Source organism: Shewanella sp. SM29, from assembly GCF_025654245.1.
Classification (GTDB): domain Bacteria; phylum Pseudomonadota; class Gammaproteobacteria; order Enterobacterales; family Shewanellaceae; genus Shewanella; species Shewanella oncorhynchi.
Genome location: NZ_JAKKRN010000049.1, coordinates 1 through 18,822, shown reverse-complemented (window position 1 = coordinate 18,822; position 18,822 = coordinate 1). Strand labels below are relative to the sequence as shown.

Here is an 18,822-nt window from a genome sequence, read left to right as displayed (position 1 = left end):
AAAAGTATGATGATGGTCATCACTTCGCTCATCGTCATACGGCCAGGGCGTTGACGCTTGCGTGTACCATCGGTTAACAGCGTTTTTTCCCATTCTGGAATGAAAACAGCGCAAAAATCATCGACATCGCAAAACACTTCCACTAATTTATGCATAGGCCCTCCGGTGTGATGGGGTTTCTCTTGGTCGAAAGATCCGATCACTTGGAGGGCTATTAGTTCAACATTTCTTATCCCGAGTTCAGGTTAAATTAGACAAGTCAGGATATAATCATCTTTCACAACGCCATAAAAATTATGCCTTTGAATTAATAGGTATTGAACAAAAGCTAAATAGCCGTTTATCTGTTCAGGGAGTTTATTGTCATTGTGTCTCCAGCGACACGCCGTGAATATGTCCTTATAGGCTCGACGGCGACATCCATGTCGCCAACGGTCACTGGTGCCCCAATGCCAATTTTAACTACCAGTTTTGCTATATATACGTAAAAAGCTAGTAAATATAAATGGGTTAGAATTCTTGCTCTAATCTATGATTTTCGGATTAAATTTTCTATGGATTAACGCTGCGATCTAGAACAAACCGAAGCGCAGCGCAGATTTGTCCCTAGCAGCGCCTTGTTATGCGCTTGCCGCTTCACTTAAATCAATCTCCATTGGAATCTGATATGAATTTGTGTAAAGGCTAGCTTTAAATGATGCCCTCGGCTTGATCAGGACTTTTCCATCTTTTACTGAAATTGTACCGACCAGAGGAAATATATCCGATGGTCCCTTAAGATCAACAAACCTTTTAGTGAAAGTAGCACCTGTTTTGTGGTTAATGTATTTTACAAGCCCATGAGATGCTTCGCCATTTGGGCGCAATTTATATGAAACCAAAACCGAATATGACTTAGTATGTTTTGCCTTAACCGGAAGCTCGACCGCAGAACCAAATCTTTCCACCTCGTTTGAAGCAAGCTTGATTTTTTCGGTTTTTTCTATGCTCAACTTACAAAGGTGCTCAAGACACTCAAAGGTACTGCGAATTACAAATTGTTCAAGTTCGGACTCATTTGATGATTTTAATTTCTCAAAATTTACACCACAGTCTATATACCTAAGCCACTTTTCTGGTGTTCTATCGGAAAAAACCATCGTGCCTTCTGGAATAGCATTTGTGTAGTTTACATATAGGTGATCGAATTCTCCGAGGGATAATCCATTTTCACCAAGTATTGTGGCTATACGAGCACCCCAATAATGAAGCAGCTTAGGAAATTTGAAAAATCTAGAACAACTCGAAGGTAGACTCTTACCTGTCTCATATAGGGAGTCGCTAGCGTAGTACCTAATATCTATTAATACTTTTTCCATTTATATATCCGATCTATTTTCACGCATAAGCCACAAACAGCTGCTTTGTAGTGGATTGTTTTGCGGTAGCGTAGCAAAACAAAGAACGAAAAAGCCATCAGGCTGGTTTGCATTGTTATGTGTTACTCACAGAATGGACAAAATAAGTTGTTCATGAAGTCTAGTGGATCAATATTGGAGCTAGGTAGTAGAACCGTAACTCTACCGTGCTTTTGACATTCTATTTCTTGGAAGCCACCTTCTGCTTTTAAAGTACTTATTTCCAGATCGCTCCAGCCGCACCAAGGGCAACATTTTATCTCAGCTTCAGTGATAGCAGCTATTTCCTGCTCCCAGTTACACTCTCCGCAATGGACTTTGCGAATCGTTCTGGCTTCTGTGAGGTTTATTACTTTGGGTCTTTCGATCATTAAGATTCCCTTACACATAACGTTGGGTATAAGCGGATCCGCGTTAGCGAATAATAAATCAAGCCATCCATTTTAAACCAACAACATAATGCACTTTTGGTTTGCCTTCAACCAGCGATTACCTTGTTAAGTAACTGAAATTATTCAGCTTCTCAGGGTGTCCATTGGAAGCAAGATATTCCGATAATACCTATTCTTGCTCCCAATTATCCCCTTCTCGGCGACAAACATAGTCATAGTAAAGGGTGGAACCAAAGGGCTGAAATTCCATCTCAATGCCGTTTTCGTAATACTGACCATTTTCGCAGTCCATTCTGTCATTAAGTCGTACTAAGGCATCATGAATACCACCACGTCTAGCATTAATAAGCATCTTGACGAGAATCTCTCTTTGCTGGACAGTTAGTGACTTTAAGAACTCATTTATTTCTGAATTTTCCTGCCTGTTTGGATAGCTCCCTTCTTGCAAGACCCATTTTTCAAATACTCCATCATGTAACTGAGCAAACTCGTCAACAAAGCTTTTCCACAATTCAACTGAACTCATTTTTTCTCCTGAGAGCATAACGCAGTGCCCATGCGCGTAAACTTGTGAATGCCGCGGGTCTCGAATGCCTCACTCTGTTATGTGTCTGCTGCTTCATTAAACAAAATCCTGTTTGAAAACGGATCTGTTACAGTAAAGCAACGATCGCCCCAAGGCGCATCTTCAATACTAGGTTTGTTGTATTTATATGGCTTAGAAGTCACATGAGCAAATAATTGATCAAGTTCACTCACATTCACAAAAATCTTACAGCCAGGAGTACAGTCGCCTGAATGTTCACTCAAGTGCAAAACAAAATTGCCAAGTGAAACTTGTATATAAATCGGGTAGCCATCCTCAAAGCGATGTTCCCAATCTAATTCCATTCCCAGAAAGCCAAGGTAAAACTCTTTGGCTTTATCTTCATCAAAGATCCGCATAATTGGGATTGTCTGAAACTTCATGCCATCGACTCCATCACACATAAGCTTTGTCTAGTGTGCATAAGCACCCAGTTTCAAATTTTTTTTGAAACTAATACCTGCCTTGATCACATTGTTTTTTACTTAAACCTGCTTAAAATGCTGCCATTAAATTTGTATTCCTTAATGATTTGGAGCCGTTACATGAGTGATTTAAGTTTCTTCGCCAAAAAGCGCTACACCACTAAGGCCTTTGATCCAACTAAGACGATTCCTGCGGATAAAATAGCAGAAATCAAAACCTTATTGCAGTACAGCCCATCATCGACTAACTCACAGCCTTGGCATTTTGTGTTAGCGAGTACGGCGGAAGGTAAAGCGTTAGTTGCCCAAGCGACCGAAAACTATGCGTTTAATACCCAAAAAATTCTCGATGCTTCCCATGTACTCGTACTCTGTGCTCGTGCTCAATTAGATGAAGCACACTTACTGCAAGTACTCGAGCAAGAAGCGAAGGATGGCCGTTTTGCTAATGAAGAAGCCAAGCAAGGCCAACATAATGGCCGCTCTTTCTTCGCTAATATGCATAAATTTGAGCTGAAAGATGCCCAGCATTGGATGGAAAAACAAGTCTACTTAGCGCTTGGCACTTTAATGCTCGGTGCAAGTGTATTAGATATTGATGCGTGTCCGATCGAAGGTTTTGATGCCACTAAAATGAATCAAGTCCTAGGCTTAAGAGAGCAAGGTCTAGGTGCCTGCGTGGTTGTAGCCTTGGGTTATCACTCAGAAAATGATTTCAACGCTAAATTGCCTAAATCTCGCTTAGATCAAGAAGTGATCTTCACCGAGATCTAGTCCTTCACTCTATGTGAAAATAATCATGCCCTTGATTTTATGTGATATAAACAAGGGCATCATGTCTAAAACTAGCCATCTCTTAACTGCCTTCCCCTAAAACCTCACTGCTGTTAACGGCTTATTTACGCCGAGAAACCATCTAAAGTAGGAGTAAACCATCACGGTATTGCTCTAAAATTCATCTTTGCCTACACTTTGGCTCTGTGGCATAGTTTGCGGCTCAACTTAGTGAATGATCATTTATCGTCGCCTTTCGAGTCATCTTTGTTGCAGCACAGCGGTTTTATCAGCGCATTGGTAACACTCACAATTTAGGATGGGACAGTCAGTATGTTATTTGCCAAACCCTCACTCACTGAAGAATCTCAATCGATTCGAGTTGCAAACACTAAGGGCGATAACCCACTGATCTGGCCGTTGCTTACGGTTTTACAAGCCTCAAATCAAAGTTGGAAAATCCATCACTTAGCCACTGAATTACAAACCCAAGGGCTGATCCACCAGCTTGATGAAAATCCGGGTAACGATTTATTCAAACGTAACTTCCTACTGATGAACGCCCTGTTTGAACTACAGGAAATATTACTACCCAAGCAATGGCTACAAGTCAAAGCCATGGAAATTCAAATCTTCCGCCTAGTACCATCAAACGTTAACCTGCTGATAATGCAAGATACTTCCCTGCGTGAGTATTACCTCGATTGGAATAACTACGACACCAGCGAAAACGTAGTACGAGAATTACTTGAGGCATTCTGGAGCAATTATAAGAGCTATATTGGCTTAAATATCAATCTGATGAACAAAGGTAACGCGCTGCGAGTTTTCGAATTAGACGAGAGTGCTACCGCCCGTGATATCCGCAAGCAATGGCGTCGTTTAGCGCTCAAATGGCACCCAGACAGGCCCGATGGCGATGCGGCGCGTTTTCGCGAGGTGTGCGAAGCTTGGCAGTCGCTTAGGGATATTGCGTAAGAATTTAGCCTGTGATGATGCAGAACTGGGCTTTAATCAACATGCACCGACTTAGCGATGCGATCCTGTCTACAGTCCTGCCAAATCTAAGGTAAAACTTCCATTGAGATCACAGATTTAGCCTACTAGCTTCATGCCAATTCAGTCATAATTAAGCCTTTCCATTTAACCTGAACCTATGTGTCAACGCTGCCATTTTGGCTAGCTTAACTCCTAGGTTGAAGCTCACTCTATCTCTTATGTTGACCGTTGAATGTCAACGATAACAATGACTGACATTGTGAATTCAATCCCACCGAATTTGAGGAAACTATGATTAAACAATTAGCCTTGGCTGTAACCTTAGCGATTGCACCATTGAGCACCTTTGCCGCCAATTTTGTTGAAGGCACACATTACACTCAAATCTCGACCAAAGCGCCTAGCAGCGAACCAAAACTCACTGAATTCTATTCATTTTATTGCCATAACTGCTTCAATATGGAAACCAACTATTTGCCTGATATCAAGGCGAACCTCAACAAACAGATAAGTTTCGACAATAAGCATGTCGACTTTATGAATAGCGACATTGGCACCGAAGTGATGCGTTCATTAGCCGTGATCCAAAGCGTTGATAACAAAGACGCCTTAACCCATGCCATGTTTACCGCAATCCAAGGTGCAGAGGGCGCAAACGGCCACGATCATAGTGCACCTGGCCATCAGCACGAGCCGCAAATTAACAGCCGTGATGACATCAAAAAAGTCTTCGCCCAATTGGGTGTCGATGCTGCTAAATACGATGAATTAGCCGATAGCAAAAGCACTAATGAAAAGCTTTCCCTGTGGCGCACCCAGCAGAATGAATTCAAAATCGACAGCGTACCCGCCTTTATCGTGAACGATAAATATGCGGTAAATTTAAACAGTATCAAAACCTTAGATGAGTTAATTGGGTTAATTAACTACCTTGCTGTTGAGAAAGATGCCGCCCCCGCTAAAACCTCATCGGGTGGCAGTCTAGGCTGGTTATTTCTAGTCTTCGCCGCCGCAATTGGTGTGACCCGTCAGCAACGTCTTAGCTAATTTAAAACAATCGTTGAAATAAAAAATGGCCTCCAAATTAGGAGGCCATTTTTATGCGTGTTCAATCCAAGCTATCGATATAAGCGCTCAATATGGGTTCTGCAGTTTATTGCCGAATAAAATCAAGAATATGGCTCGCAGCCAAGACGAGATGTAGGACCAAGAAACCAATAAAAGCCTGCGCAAAGACTTGATGATAACCACGCCATGTCAGTGCCGTTGGCGTCCCTTGAACGATAAACCAAACGAGGCCCGTAACCCCTGTAGCCACTAGCAACAGCATGCCGATACCTTCTATGGCACTAAACAGCCCTTTGCCACCAGCGACGGGGAATTTGCCTTTAGCAAGTCCAACAATATCTTGCTTTAACTGTGCCCAATCGCCCGCCAACCAGCCAAAGTATTGGTGCCACTTGCCACGCAAGGTATTACTGAGTAAAAAAAGAATCCCAAGCACAGTGCACGCTAAACCTAAATATACATGCAAATAATCCCAAAAACTGGCGTTATCGGGTATCCGTCGGCCCATAAAAATCCACGGACTGGCACACACGAGTAGGCTCGTCGACACGACAATCCACACATGCAGTTGCGCCATAATGACTCGGCATAAGGAGCGAAGTTTAGTCATCATACTGATCATATTTAATGCTCCTTTGCCCTTGTGACTAAGGCATACATACCGCTTTCAGGGCGCGAATAGAATAGGGCTAAATGAAGCACCGAAATTTGATATCAAGCTTAAGCGTTGTGGATCTGCTCACCAAACTCAGTCACTTTCTGCCAATCCGTGTATTCAACATTGGTAACAGGGTCCGTAGGTCCTTTCGTTAACCACATGATGAAACGGATAATATTTCTATCTAAAGCGTTATAGCCTTGGTAATTCAAGTTACCCCCAAAAACGCGCAGCAATTGTGGCCGCCAAGTGGTTTTACTTAAAAATGCCTGCATGTAAGGATTGGTCTCTGGGGTGTTTTTCTCGGGTTTACGTGCCACTAAGCTGACAGAGAAAAAACCACTGACCTTATCCGTCAATACGGCTTGATGCTTTTCAATAAACTCGTACAAACTTGGGTTATGTTTACCATGGCGAATACTGGCGCCTATGATGATTTTGTCGAACTCAGTGAGCACTGGAGCGGCCTTGATATCGGCAGTAACCACTTCATTCCCCAAAGCCATTAACTGCTGTGCGAGCTTTTTAGCAATCTTTTGGGTCTGGCCGTGAACACTAGAGTAAATGATAAGAATTCTTTTCAATTTAGCCTCGATTAATCCCAAGCAAAATAACAATAAGCGGCCTAGAAAAGACGGTGCAGGCGACTTAATTTCGACTCTCTATGCCCGTTCGGCATATCAAATGACATCACAACGCTCAGACTAAATGCGCTAAAAGTAGCAATGGACACTCAGAGTCATTGGCATTCCAGTGGAATTTAACTTGGTATGCAAAAGTAAAATGACAATTAAGATATTTCATACTAGGTGATTTACCCGCCAATTTACATGAAATAGATCACGGGCTTAGCGCCAAACACCCCAAGTATATGCGGTAGTTTTAACTGCCTCACAAAAATAACGCCTTAGGTATATTCTCGCTTTAGCGTCTTTGTAACCTAGGGAGTTAATTCGCCTAAACATTGTTACAAAATTGAAAGGGATAAGTCACACCTTATATAGCCAACCTAAGGAAAAAGCATTAGCATTTGAACACTTATCGCCTGAGTCCCTTATCCATGAAAGCTATTCAAGCAAAAGATCCTAAAGCACTCTTGCTGTGGATGACCTTTGTTATGTCACTCGTGTTTGCCGTTTGGCAGGCATTACTCAACAACTTCGTGATTGAGAAAGCCCAATTCACTGGTGCTGAAATCGGCATGTTACAAAGCCTGCGCGAAATCCCCGGCTTCTTGGCTTTTACGGCGATTTTTGTGCTGCTGCTCATTCGAGAACAAGCCTTCGCCCTGCTCTCGCTCGCCATTTTATGTATCGGCGTAGCGGTAACAGGTTTCTTTCCTCAGGTCATAGGGCTATATCTTACGACTGTGTTGATGTCTGTCGGGTTTCACTATTTTGAAACCATCAACCAATCGCTAACGCTGCAATGGGTCGATAAAAAAGACGCGGCTGGATTTATGGGGAAAGCACTGGCGTGGCGTTCGGCGGCCGCTTTAGTCGGTTATGCCAGCATTTGGCTAGTAATGACTTGGTTGAAGCTAGACTACCTGCATATGTATTTGATTATAGGCGTATTAGGTCTCATCATTGTGCTAACCATAACATGGTATTACCCCAAGTTTGAGACAACGGAAATACAACACAAAAAAATCATACTGCGTAAACGCTATTGGCTCTATTACCTGCTCACCTTTTTTTCAGGTGCGAGGCGGCAAATCTTTATGGTATTTGCGGGCTTTATGATGGTTGAAAAGTTTGGTTATACCGTCAGTGAAATCACTGCGCTGTTCTTAATCAACTATGCCGTTAATCTACTGTTTGCGCCTGCTATTGGTCGTTTGATTGGACGTATTGGTGAACGTAATGCGCTTACTGTGGAATATATTGGACTCATCTTAGTCTTTATCAGCTATGCCCTAGTCGAACAAGCCCATATGGCGGCAGCACTCTACGTCATCGATCATTTACTGTTTGCGATGGCAATTGCGATGAAAACCTATTTTCAAAAAATCGCCGACAGCAAAGACATTGCCGCCACTATGTCAGTCAGTTTCACCATAAACCACATAGCCGCAGTGATTATTCCTGTGCTTTTGGGCTTATTATGGTTAACCGATCCCGCCTTTGTATTTTACATAGGGGCGGGCTTTGCCGTATGTTCGTTACTGCTAGCGCTGAATGTTCCGCGCCATCCTGAACCGGGTAATGAAACCTTATGGTCTTGGCCAACTAAAAGTGCGAAATCAATCGCTAAAGTCGTTAAATAAAACGGCATAATAACGAACCAAAGAATTGGCTTAACGAGATGCTCAAACTAAAGAGATGATCATCTAAAGTAAGCTACAACCGAATGTAAGAGTTCACTAAGCCCACACCTCAACCACAGTGCAGGCTCAAGGATTAATAACGCGATGAAGGATTCAGATATTTTACTGTTGGCAGAAGAAGGCGAGTCAGCATCCGAGGTATCCGCTCGCAAAAAAGCCCTGCTACTTGGTCGCCAATTAGGGCTCGCCAGTGAGCAAGAATATCGCCCTGCGAACGCCTCAATAGCCGAGCGAGCTCAACATAGAGCACGCAAGTTATCGAGCGAATATCAGGCCAATGTGGAAACCATTTTTGCCTTAGCCCTCAGTTATACCCACTCAGATGTCACTGGGGTCGATCTTGATCCCGATTGGAGCCATCAATTTTTCTTGATGGCGGAACAAATCCATAACCGTAAGATGCAAGATTTGTGGGCTCGGATATTGTCGAGCGAGATAGTGAATCCGGGAAACTTCAGTCTACGTACCCTAGCGCTGCTCAAGCAACTGACTCACAGGGAAGCACAAATTCTTGAAAAAGCCCTTGGCATGGCGGCTAAGGTAAATAACGAGCAGCGCCTAAAACTCATCAGTGGCTACCGCTTGTCAGGTGGGATTGGCCAGTATTTCCGTAAAACCACCTCAGTCAATTTAGGCTTATCCCAGTTTGGGCTACCCTATTCCAGTATTCTGACCTTAGTCGATGCAGGAATACTTCACAGCAGTGAGTTCGAAACCGGTTTACTCAATAACAAAACACCGATTCAATTTGCCCTGCAAGGCATACAAATGAAGCTTACGCCCAAGAGCGGTAATCTGCTTTTTAGTTATTATCGCTTAACACCGATTGGCGATGAACTCGCCCAACTAGTACAGCCTAAGCCAGATCAAGAATACTTGAAGGCTCTACAGCTCTTATTTGCTAAAGACTTTAAAATAGAATAATTATCGCACTATAAAAATAAATTATGAATCAATGGTATAAGCAATAAAACCCAGAAATAATAAAGGAGCCTAAAGGCTCCTTTTAAGCAAGATAAGGGCTAAATGTTAAGCTAGCGCTTTTGCCTTATCGGCATTAATGACATTGATCGCCGTTAAATAATCGATTAATGCACGCACTTGAGTCACTAAATCGCCTTTGCTGGTATCTATGGTTAATTCGGCGGCTAATGGCGCTTCATAAGGTGATGAAATACCAGTGAAATTGCTAATTTCGCCACTGCGCGCTTTCACATATAACCCCTTAGGGTCACGCTGCTCGCACACACTCAAAGGCGTAGCTACATGCACTTCAATAAACTGCCCTGCAGGAAAACGGGCACGAATACCATCACGTTCTTCACGGGTCGGGGAAATAAAGGCTGACAACACCACAAGCCCCGCATCCACCATCAATTTAGCCACTTCGCCCACACGACGCAGGTTCTCATCACGGTCTTCAACCGTAAACCCTAAATCTTTACACAGGCCATGGCGCACATTATCGCCATCGAGCAAATAAGTGTGGAATCCCGCCTCAAATAACGCCCGCTCTAATGCACCCGCTAGTGTTGACTTGCCCGCGCCAGAAAGTCCGGTAAACCAAAGTAGTACTGGGTTTTGGCCTTTCTGCTCGGCTCTGGCCGCTTGGTCTACAGGATGTTGATGCCACACGATATTTGTCATAAAAACTCCTCAATCCCCATGTTGACTAACCGCTAACATAAGGGCAATAAACTCAAGCTAATCACTAAAATGGAAAGATGATCGGCACCATAAATATCACTATCAGGGAATACAGCACAGATAACGGCAATCCAAGGCGGACAAAGTCACTGAAGCGATAATTACCCGCATTAAATACCATCAAATTGGTCTGATAGCCGTAGGGTGAAATAAAGCTCGCGCTGGCACCAAAGACAACGGCCATAATAAAGGGCCTTGCATCGACACCGTAATTAAGCGCAATCGCGTAAGCGATAGGGAACGCCAGCGCCGCCGCTGCGTTATTGGTCACCAGTTCAGTCAGCAATAAGGTCATTAAATACACGCCGACAAAAGCGCCAAATACCCCATAACCGTTAATAACTGAGAGTAATCCTTGGGCTAAACTGTTCGCAAGGCCTGTACTCATCATCAAGTTGGCAAGCCCTAATGCACTCCCCACGATCACCACTAATTCCAATGGGAAACGGCGTTTAAGCTCAGCCAGTGTGACTGCGCCTATGGCAAAATAACTGAGCAGCAATATCACTAAACCTTTAGCCAAGGGTAATATGCCAGTGACACTCAGGATGATCGTTGCCGCAAAGCCCAGCAATACCCAACGACCACGACGACTGTCTAGACGCACATTCAAATCTAAGCCACTGATCGCTGCAAACTCTGAACTCAGCTTTGCGCTATTGCTAAAACCATCACCTGGCGTCAATAACAACACATCACCGGGTTGCAGAATAATGTCACCGAGTCCGCCCTTCAGCGGATGATTTCCGCGGCGAATGGCCATCACAGCCGCATCAAATTGCTCACGAAAACGCGATGCTTTCAACGAACTGCCCACTAAACTGGATGACGGTGCGAGTACAGCTTCAACTAAATTTTGTCCTTTGGCTTGATGTTTACCAAACCAATCTAAACCATCGAATTGGTGCAATAACTCAACCGATTCCACCGCGCCACTGAAGCGCAGCACGTCGTCCGCTTGCAACACTAACTGGGGCGGCACAGGGCAAATACAAATGCCACTGCGTTCTAATTCAACCAGATATAACTTTTTCAGCGCCCTAAGTTTATTATCCACCACACTGCGACCGACCAAGGACGAACCTTTCGCCACATGGGCTTCGAGCAAATATGGCAGCGCTTCTTCACCTGACTCTTCCCGTCTGTCGGGCAGAATGTTCGCCAGTAAGGTCAGTAACAATATACCCGCGACAACGATCACCACTGCAACTGGCGTAAACTCGAAGAACCCTAAGGCGGGTAAGCCGGCGTTTTCTACAAAGGAGTTCACAATCAAGTTGGTCGAGGTACCAATCAGGGTCAGTGTGCCACCTAAAATTGCCGCATAATTTAACGGCAATAATAACTTAGCCGGCGCGTGTGCCTGATTGCGGCGCACAACACCAATCAGTGATGCTACAACTGCAGTGTTATTGGTAAATGACGACAGCAAAGCCGTCGAAAAACCGAGCTTTGCCATTGTCATAGGCAAAGAACTATTGCCTATGACTTGACTCAACTTTCCCAGCAGGGACGTTTTTTCTAACGCCGTCGCGGCCAACACCAACAGGACAAGTGTGACTAAGCCAATATTGGTAAAGCTTGTTAATGCGGTATCGAGCGCAACCATGCCCAAGAGATAACAGAGCAAAAATGCAAATAAAAACAATACCGCTGGGTTGATACGGCCGCTAATTAAGCCAGCCACAAGCCCTATCAAAATAATCGCTAATTGCCACAAGTCACTCACAAATTAAGCTCCAAGCTGAGTGATATCTATCGCTTGCCAATGGGGGAAGTGTTTACGCACTAAGGCATTAAACTCGACTTCAAAGGCACTAAATTGTGACGCTGTTTGCTTGTTAATATGTTGACCCGACACCACCATCACCGCGGCAACCGTCGCATTAGTAAGACGGTCGATTAAGATCATTCCGCCGGTATCGCGTACTAACGAATAGGCATCAAATACTATGTCTTCGGTCAGTTCTAAGGTCACACGCGCAATCGCGTTTAACCCAAGCGTGTCCGTCGCACTGCGCGCTAAGGTGTTAACATCAACCACATAATCGATAGCTGTTACAGAGGCTTGCGTCTTCTTACCGGCCACTTTGATGTCGTATAACTGACCGAGTTGTAATGGCTTTTCATCCATCCACACTATATCAGCGCTGATCAGGTTAGCGACGGCGGGAGCTGAGTCGGGTTTTGCCAGTAAATCGCCACGGGAAATATCAATTTCATCTTCCAGCGTGATAGTCACAGCCTGGCCTGCAACCGCTTCCTCTAGATCACCATCGAAGGTGACAATACGTTCAACCTTGCTGCATTTACCCGATGGCAACGCGACTAACTCGTCGCCGACCTTGATGATGCCAGAGGCTAACGTGCCCGCAAAACCGCGAAAATCTAAGTGAGGACGCGACACATATTGCACAGGGAAACGCACGGGCAATGCACTGAGTTCGCGTTGAGTATCAATGGTTTCTAGCAGTTCAAGCAGTGTTCCACCTTGATACCAGTCACTTTGGGTACTGCGCTCAACCACGTTGTCACCATTAAGCGCGGATAAGGGCACAAAGTGGATATCGAGATTACCGAAATCTTTAACGAAATCCGTAAAATCGGCACGAATACGATTGAATACTTGCTCATCAAACCCCAGCAAATCCATCTTATTCACGGCAACCACAAAGTGACGAATACCGAGTAATGACGCGATAAACGCATGGCGCTTAGTCTGAGTCTGCACGCCGTAGCGGGCATCGACTAAAATCACCGCTAAATCACAGGTCGATGCACCTGTCGCCATATTGCGAGTGTACTGCTCATGCCCTGGCGTATCGGCGATGATGAACTTGCGCTTATCACTTGAAAAATAACGGTAAGCCACATCGATAGTGATGCCCTGCTCGCGTTCGGCTTGCAGACCATCCACCAGCAAAGCTAAGTCAATCGCTTCACCTGTGGTGCCCATCTTGGCGCTGTCGCTCTTAAGGCTCGCCAATTGGTCTTCATAGATCTGCGCGCTGTCGTGTAACAGGCGGCCAATTAAAGTGCTTTTGCCGTCATCCACACTGCCACAGGTTAAAAAGCGCAGTAAACCTTTGTGCTGCTGCAGGGCTAGATATTCTTTCACACCATGGAGGGTAATTTCTGCCGCCATGAGATTGGTTTTATTGACCGCTTTGTCCATCTTATTCTCACTCTTGATCTGCTTGGCTGAAGGTCGCACTGACTAGCGCCACCTTCGCGAAATAGGCTTAACCCTGAAGATATTAGAAGTAGCCTTGACGCTTCTTCTGCTCCATCGAGGCACTTTGATCTGAGTCGATCAATCGGCCCTGACGTTCGCTCGAACGGGTTAACAGCATTTCTTCAATAATCTTTTCTAGACTGTCGGCCTCAGAATACATGGCGGCCGTGAGTGGGTAGCAACCTAAGGTTCTAAAACGCACCACTTCTTCTTTAATCTGCTCGCCCTCGGCTAACTTCATCCGCTCGTCATCGGCCATGATTAACTGACCACCGCGCTCAACCACTTTACGTTTAGCGGCAAAATACAAAGGCACTAACTCAATGTTTTCTTGATAAATATATTGCCAAATATCCAGTTCAGTCCAGTTAGATAGTGGGAACACGCGAATACTTTCGCCCTTGTTCACTGCGCCGTTATAGGTGCGCCATAATTCTGGACGTTGGTTTTTAGGGTCCCATCTGTGGTGACGGTCGCGGAAGGAATACACGCGCTCTTTGGCGCGAGATTTTTCTTCATCGCGGCGAGCCCCACCGAAAGCCGCATCGAAACCATATTGGTTAAGTGCTTGCTTTAAACCTTGGGTTTTCATTATGTCAGTGTGTTTCGCACTGCCATGGTCGAAGGGGTTAATCCCCTGCGCCAACCCTTCTGGGTTAATGTGCGTCAGTAACTCGAAGCCAAATTTCTTTGCCTGCGCATCACGAAACGCGATCATCTCTTTGAATTTCCAACCTGTATCGACATGCAGCAGCGGGAATGGGATCTTGCCTGGATAAAAGGCTTTACGCGCTAAGTGCAACATAACGGAAGAATCTTTCCCGATGGAATACAACATCACAGGATTATCGAATTCGGCTGCAACTTCACGAATGATCTGGATGCTCTCGGCTTCCAGTTGTTGTAAGTGGCTTAATTCACGCCCGGCCATACTATTCTCCGTTACCTTAAATTCGCCGTGTTACCACAGCATGGATTAGCTTAATTTGTTTAACTGCTTAATAGCTTTAACTGTTTGCGGCTTAGCTTATCGACGCGCCCGAGACTCTAACCGATTGAGTCTGTTCATCGCTGACCTGAGTCGATTCAATCGCTTCAGGTTTGAACCAATGCAAGGTGTCACTCAGCGTGACGACTTCACCTATGATCATCAAAGCTGGCATTTGTAATTCTGGATCGGCGGCAAGCTGTTCAAGCTCACCTAAACAGCCGATAAAACGACGTTGCTCTTTAGTAGTTGCCTTTGACACTATCGCCACGGGTGTTTCAGGGCTTCGGCCCGCATCGACTAAACCTTGGCGAATAATGCCTGCGTTCAGAATCCCCATATACACAACTAAAGTATTGTTAGGATTAGCATAACCTTGCCAATCCATAGGGCGACTCTCTAACTGACAATGGCCAGTGATAAAAGTGACGCCTTGGGCATGATCTCTGTGGGTTAGGGGAATTCCCGCATAGGCTGACGTGCCGCTGGCAGCGGTAATGCCGGGAACGACTTCAAACTCAACCCCAGCTTCAACTAAGGTTTGTAACTCTTCGCCCCCGCGGCCAAAAATAAAAGGATCGCCACCTTTAAGGCGCACCACATTTTTACGGGTGTAGGCTTTAGTGACGAGTAACTGATTAATCTCGTCCTGTGCGGCGCTATGCTTGCCCGCACGTTTACCTACGGCAATCTTCTCAGCGTCTTTGGGAATAAGATCGAGGATATCTTGGCTGACTAAAGCGTCGTATAGCACTGCATCAGCAGTTTTAAGGATGCGCCATGCCTTTAACGTCAATAGCTCAACGTCGCCGGGACCTGCACCCACCAGCCAGACTTTGCCTTTGGCCGCTTGGCCCGGTAAAGAGAAAATTTCCATCAGAATCCCCAAGATCACTTTAGTCTGTAGAAATATAGCGCGTCTTATATTCCATAATAAATAGATAATTATTAGTTTTTATATCATTTAGATATAAAAGAATAAGTGACCACTCACTTAAAGTGGGGAAAACCTTAGGTTTCAAAATCAAAAATGCCCTAAATCCAGGTTAACCCATTGAAATAAAAATGACTTAATAAGATTAAGCGAATTGCATCAAAATAATTTCTGTCCGCTAAGTGCATGATTTTGGCACTATGTTATTGCCAAAAATTCTACCTAAACATGTCTCTATGGGACTAAAAATGGCTGACTACAAGATTTGTCATTAAGTGACACAGGATTTTTCCATAACCATAAATTCACTTTCTAATGTTAAGCTGGAAATAACTATCTTTGTTGAGTACGACTGACAAATAAATAAACACATCAAGGAGGGCAGATGAAACCACTTTACTCAGGTATTGCATTGGCAGGGCTATTAGCCTGTACGGACATAAATGCCGAAGAATCATTAGTCAAAGGAAGAGTAAAAGATGAACTTGCCACGGCGGATCTACCTTTTGTGATTACGCCACATAAAGTGAATTACCTTTTACCAGTCACCTACAGCCCAGATCCCAACATGGCACCTTTCACCGAAGATGCAATACTCAACCCCTATTCTTTAGATGAGTTTGAGGCTAAGTTTCAAATCAGTTTTAAATTTCCTATTTGGTACAATGTGTTTGGTGATAATGGCCATTTATTTTTTGCTTACACCAATCAATCCTATTGGCAGGTTTATAACAAAGACACTTCATCGCCTTTTAGGGAAACCAATCACGAGCCTGAAGTCTTTATGCTGTTTAATAACGATTGGAAAATTGGCAGTGTGACCAATTCCTTTTGGGGATTTGGTGCCGTACATCAATCGAATGGTAAAGCAGGGCCACTTTCCCGCAGTTGGAATCGACTCTATGCCACTATGATTTTTGATGCAGGCCCACTCGCCTTCTCCACCAAAGTGTGGTGGCGTATTCCTGAAGATGAAAAAACAGATCCATATAAAGCCAGCGGCGACGATAACCCTAATATTGATGACTATATAGGTAAAGCAGAGTTTATTGGCGTTTATGGTATCGATGAACATAGATTCACTTTAACCGTTAAAACGAATCTAGAAGATATCGACAGAGGCTCAGCAGAACTGACTTGGAGTCATCCTATCGTCGGCAACTTACGCTTTTATACTCAATACTTTAATGGTTATGGCGAAAGCCTAATCGATTACAACTATCACAATCAACGTATTGGTATCGGAATTTCACTCAACGATATTCTTTAAGAAAGATTACCCACTTGATCCCGCTATTTAAGATTGTTTGGGTATATAAAGTGACTAAGTACAAAAATCGACCATAATTTGCTGCTAATCTACCAAACCTGCTGCTAAATTGCTCAGATGGACCTGAGTTTAGGGCAGAGCAGGACGATTTACATTGATCCGAATGGCATTTAAGCCGATAGTCGCACACCTTTTTGTGCCCTGAAGCAGCGCCTTAACATCATGGAGGAATATGAGTTTTAGCTACCGCAGCATAGTCATGCTACTCAGTGTCATTATTTTCGCGAGCTTACTTAAGCTCGCGTTTTTCGCTGTGCCAAAAGATAGCGCTGCACCAGTGCTGAATGCACAAGAGGTACGCCAAGATCTCTATGCCTTATTGGATCAAATCGAGCAACACTCAGCGTTTTATGCCTTAACGGCCGACAAAGCCAACCCGCAGCTTAAATTTATGGCTAGCCTTATTGTTGAACAGTATCAAGATATTACTCCCAATGATCGCTTTGCTGCTGAAGTCACTAAATTACTCAATACCCTCAAAGATCCAGGCGCTCAAGTGCATAACTTCGACGATCAAAGCGGCGATCTCCCGTTAACGCTAAGGCCAGTCAACGACCAATGGTTAGCCTTGGATAACGATAATAATCCAGTCAACAACGACTTCCCCTTTATCACTCATATCGATGGTTTACCTATGAGCAAATGGGTAGCGACCAGCCAAGCCTACTTACCTGAGCCGGCAAAACAGAGCCAAGAAATGCAGTTACCTTGGCTGAAAAAACTTAACCTACTGCGCGAAGACTTAGGACTCAGCATAAAGCCCTATGTAGTCATTACGCTAATTAATGATGACCTGCAAAGCCAGCAGGTGACTCTCGCCCTGCCAAGCCATAACCCACAAACTCAATTAGCAACTATCAGTGAAAAAGACGAGACTCAAGATATTAATGTGCTCGAATTTATTAACCAATTATCTCAATTTGAGCGCACCGAATTTCAAGACATGCCAAATCAATTAGAGACGGTCAACAATACGACGGTCAAACTTAAGATCAGCGATCTCTACGCCTTTGAATTAGATAAAGAACAACAGCAAGAACTGCTCAAAGGCATGACACATCCATTACTGATCATTGATTTACGTGATGCCAGTGGCTTTAGTCCGAAATTATTGACTATGCTGTCGCGATATCAAGATGCGGATTTAAATAACACTTTAGCACCTAATGTGATGGGATTTGCGCACTATCGCCGCTCACCAGAGCTGAGAAATGATTATCTACAGCCGCTCAATTTTATGCCTCTGGATGCGTTAGAGTACAGTCCTCCTAGGCTCAAATCTCTCACCCGTAACTTACCCTCTGTCGATAAAGAGAAATTCAGCCCTTGGTATGTTCGCACTAAGCCTGCGGTGGTTCCTGAAGGGCGAAATCGCTTAGCGCTACTCGTGAGTCCCCATTGTCGCCAAGAATGCGAGTGGATTGCCTATCGTACTAAATCTTGGTCTAGGGCAAATTTGATTGGTGAAAAAACCTCAGGTGACTTTGCACGTCAGTATCATTTCAAACTGCCAAACAGTGGATTAAACATAAGATTCAGCAGTTCGTTAACCTATGATGCACAGGGGAGACTCCTGTCGGGTGTCGGGACTGAACCGGATATTTTGCTCCCTCAGAACAGTGATATTCAATGGCAAGGGCTCGTTAGTTTAATGCGCTCCGCCAAGCCCAAAGCGCAACTTGTACTGCCAGCACAGCACACTAAGTTGGCTCAAGCTAAGCTAAATTAAGCCAAAAAAAGAGCCAGCAATCTGCTTAATGCCGATCAGTTAAGACAGATCGCTTGACGATCTCGCTGAAAAGATCAAAATCCGATGACCTCATGTCATCGGATTTTTTTATGCAACTCTCAGAAGCACTCGCCCGTACTCATATTACCCGCCTAACCGAATTCACCTGCTTAGCAGATGTGTTAGAACCTGAGTTAATTCAATCTTGCCTAGACTCTCAGGGCGTTGCGACGTTAAGACGGCGTAAATTGCCGATGGACGCGATGATTTG

At 44.4% G+C, this 18,822-nt stretch carries 19 protein-coding genes and 1 pseudogene; 8 read left to right on the top strand and 12 right to left on the bottom strand.

The genetic code is table 11. The features are described 5' to 3' along the window. The 5 genes and pseudogenes from L5L77_RS21495 to L5L77_RS21475 form a co-directional block, all read right to left on the bottom strand. Positions 1–143 (bottom strand): annotated as a pseudogene (locus L5L77_RS21495) (IS982 family transposase); the annotation flags it as partial. A gap of 477 nt (positions 144–620) precedes the next feature. Then, positions 621–1,358, bottom strand: a complete 738-nt coding sequence (locus L5L77_RS21490) for a hypothetical protein (protein ID WP_263192295.1) — start codon at positions 1,356–1,358, stop codon at positions 621–623. A 122-nt stretch (positions 1,359–1,480) separates the two neighbouring features. Then, entirely contained in the window at positions 1,481–1,768 is a 288-nt protein-coding gene (locus L5L77_RS21485; protein WP_105251593.1) for a hypothetical protein, read from the bottom strand. Between the two features lie 190 nt (positions 1,769–1,958). Next, complete coding sequence (locus L5L77_RS21480; protein ID WP_014611206.1) at positions 1,959–2,315, bottom strand: DUF6547 family protein; 357 nt, start codon at positions 2,313–2,315, stop codon at positions 1,959–1,961. Positions 2,316–2,392: 77 nt separating this feature from the next. Next, complete coding sequence (locus L5L77_RS21475; RefSeq protein WP_113939000.1) at positions 2,393–2,758, bottom strand: glyoxalase superfamily protein; 366 nt, start codon at positions 2,756–2,758, stop codon at positions 2,393–2,395. 162 nt (positions 2,759–2,920) lie between these two features. Here L5L77_RS21475 and nfsB point away from each other — a divergent pair, with 162 nt between their 5' ends. The 3 genes from nfsB (at position 2,921) to L5L77_RS21460 (ending at position 5,620) form a co-directional block, all read left to right on the top strand. Then, positions 2,921–3,574: an oxygen-insensitive NAD(P)H nitroreductase gene (gene nfsB / locus L5L77_RS21470; protein WP_219233801.1), complete on the top strand. Its 654-nt coding sequence runs from the start codon at positions 2,921–2,923 to the stop codon at positions 3,572–3,574. Between the two features lie 333 nt (positions 3,575–3,907). Then, positions 3,908–4,552: a DNA-J related domain-containing protein gene (locus L5L77_RS21465; protein ID WP_131524261.1), complete on the top strand. Its 645-nt coding sequence runs from the start codon at positions 3,908–3,910 to the stop codon at positions 4,550–4,552. A 312-nt stretch (positions 4,553–4,864) separates the two neighbouring features. Further along, on the top strand, positions 4,865–5,620 hold the full coding sequence (locus L5L77_RS21460; protein WP_263161569.1) for a DsbA family protein: 756 nt from the start codon (positions 4,865–4,867) through the stop codon (positions 5,618–5,620). Between the two features lie 106 nt (positions 5,621–5,726). Here the strand turns inward: L5L77_RS21460 and L5L77_RS21455 are convergent, their stop codons facing one another. Continuing rightward, the gene (locus L5L77_RS21455; RefSeq protein WP_263161931.1) at positions 5,727–6,254 is read right to left on the bottom strand and encodes a cytochrome b/b6 domain-containing protein; all 528 of its coding nucleotides are present in this window, start codon (positions 6,252–6,254) and stop codon (positions 5,727–5,729) included. Positions 6,255–6,361: 107 nt separating this feature from the next. Further along, on the bottom strand, positions 6,362–6,883 hold the full coding sequence (gene hemG, locus L5L77_RS21450) for a menaquinone-dependent protoporphyrinogen IX dehydrogenase (RefSeq protein WP_113939252.1): 522 nt from the start codon (positions 6,881–6,883) through the stop codon (positions 6,362–6,364). A 476-nt stretch (positions 6,884–7,359) separates the two neighbouring features. Here hemG and L5L77_RS21445 point away from each other — a divergent pair, with 476 nt between their 5' ends. After that, entirely contained in the window at positions 7,360–8,568 is a 1,209-nt protein-coding gene (locus tag L5L77_RS21445) for an MFS transporter (protein WP_263204507.1), read from the top strand. Positions 8,569–8,712: 144 nt separating this feature from the next. Continuing rightward, positions 8,713–9,552, top strand: coding sequence for a TIGR03899 family protein (locus L5L77_RS21440; RefSeq protein ID WP_028761753.1), 840 nt, complete (start codon positions 8,713–8,715; stop codon positions 9,550–9,552). Between the two features lie 105 nt (positions 9,553–9,657). On the opposite strand, the gene cysC is transcribed toward L5L77_RS21440, so the two are convergent. The 5 genes from cysC to cobA form a co-directional block, all read right to left on the bottom strand. Continuing rightward, positions 9,658–10,275 carry an adenylyl-sulfate kinase gene (cysC, locus tag L5L77_RS21435; RefSeq protein ID WP_105251589.1) on the bottom strand — a complete coding sequence of 206 codons (618 nt, stop codon included), beginning with the start codon at positions 10,273–10,275 and terminating at the stop codon, positions 9,658–9,660. Positions 10,276–10,339: 64 nt separating this feature from the next. Next, entirely contained in the window at positions 10,340–12,064 is a 1,725-nt protein-coding gene (locus tag L5L77_RS21430) for an SLC13 family permease (RefSeq protein WP_263161563.1), read from the bottom strand. A gap of 3 nt (positions 12,065–12,067) precedes the next feature. Further along, positions 12,068–13,510 (bottom strand): sulfate adenylyltransferase subunit CysN, encoded by a 1,443-nt coding sequence (cysN, locus tag L5L77_RS21425; protein ID WP_011788280.1) that lies wholly within the window; start codon positions 13,508–13,510, stop codon positions 12,068–12,070. Positions 13,511–13,592: 82 nt separating this feature from the next. Next, complete coding sequence (gene cysD / locus L5L77_RS21420; RefSeq protein ID WP_105251586.1) at positions 13,593–14,501, bottom strand: sulfate adenylyltransferase subunit CysD; 909 nt, start codon at positions 14,499–14,501, stop codon at positions 13,593–13,595. Between the two features lie 91 nt (positions 14,502–14,592). Then, positions 14,593–15,435 (bottom strand): uroporphyrinogen-III C-methyltransferase, encoded by an 843-nt coding sequence (gene cobA, locus L5L77_RS21415; protein ID WP_263185873.1) that lies wholly within the window; start codon positions 15,433–15,435, stop codon positions 14,593–14,595. A 442-nt stretch (positions 15,436–15,877) separates the two neighbouring features. Between cobA and L5L77_RS21410 the strand changes: the two genes are divergently transcribed. The 3 genes from L5L77_RS21410 to L5L77_RS21400 all read left to right on the top strand — a co-directional run. Beyond that, positions 15,878–16,762 (top strand): phospholipase A, encoded by an 885-nt coding sequence (locus L5L77_RS21410; RefSeq protein WP_113939007.1) that lies wholly within the window; start codon positions 15,878–15,880, stop codon positions 16,760–16,762. A gap of 232 nt (positions 16,763–16,994) precedes the next feature. After that, a complete protein-coding gene (locus tag L5L77_RS21405; RefSeq protein WP_263192292.1) occupies positions 16,995–18,551 on the top strand; it encodes a S41 family peptidase in 1,557 nt (518 codons plus the stop codon). A 92-nt stretch (positions 18,552–18,643) separates the two neighbouring features. After that, positions 18,644–18,822: transposase domain-containing protein (locus tag L5L77_RS21400; protein ID WP_263185606.1), on the top strand; the 179-nt coding region annotated here is incomplete at its 3' end.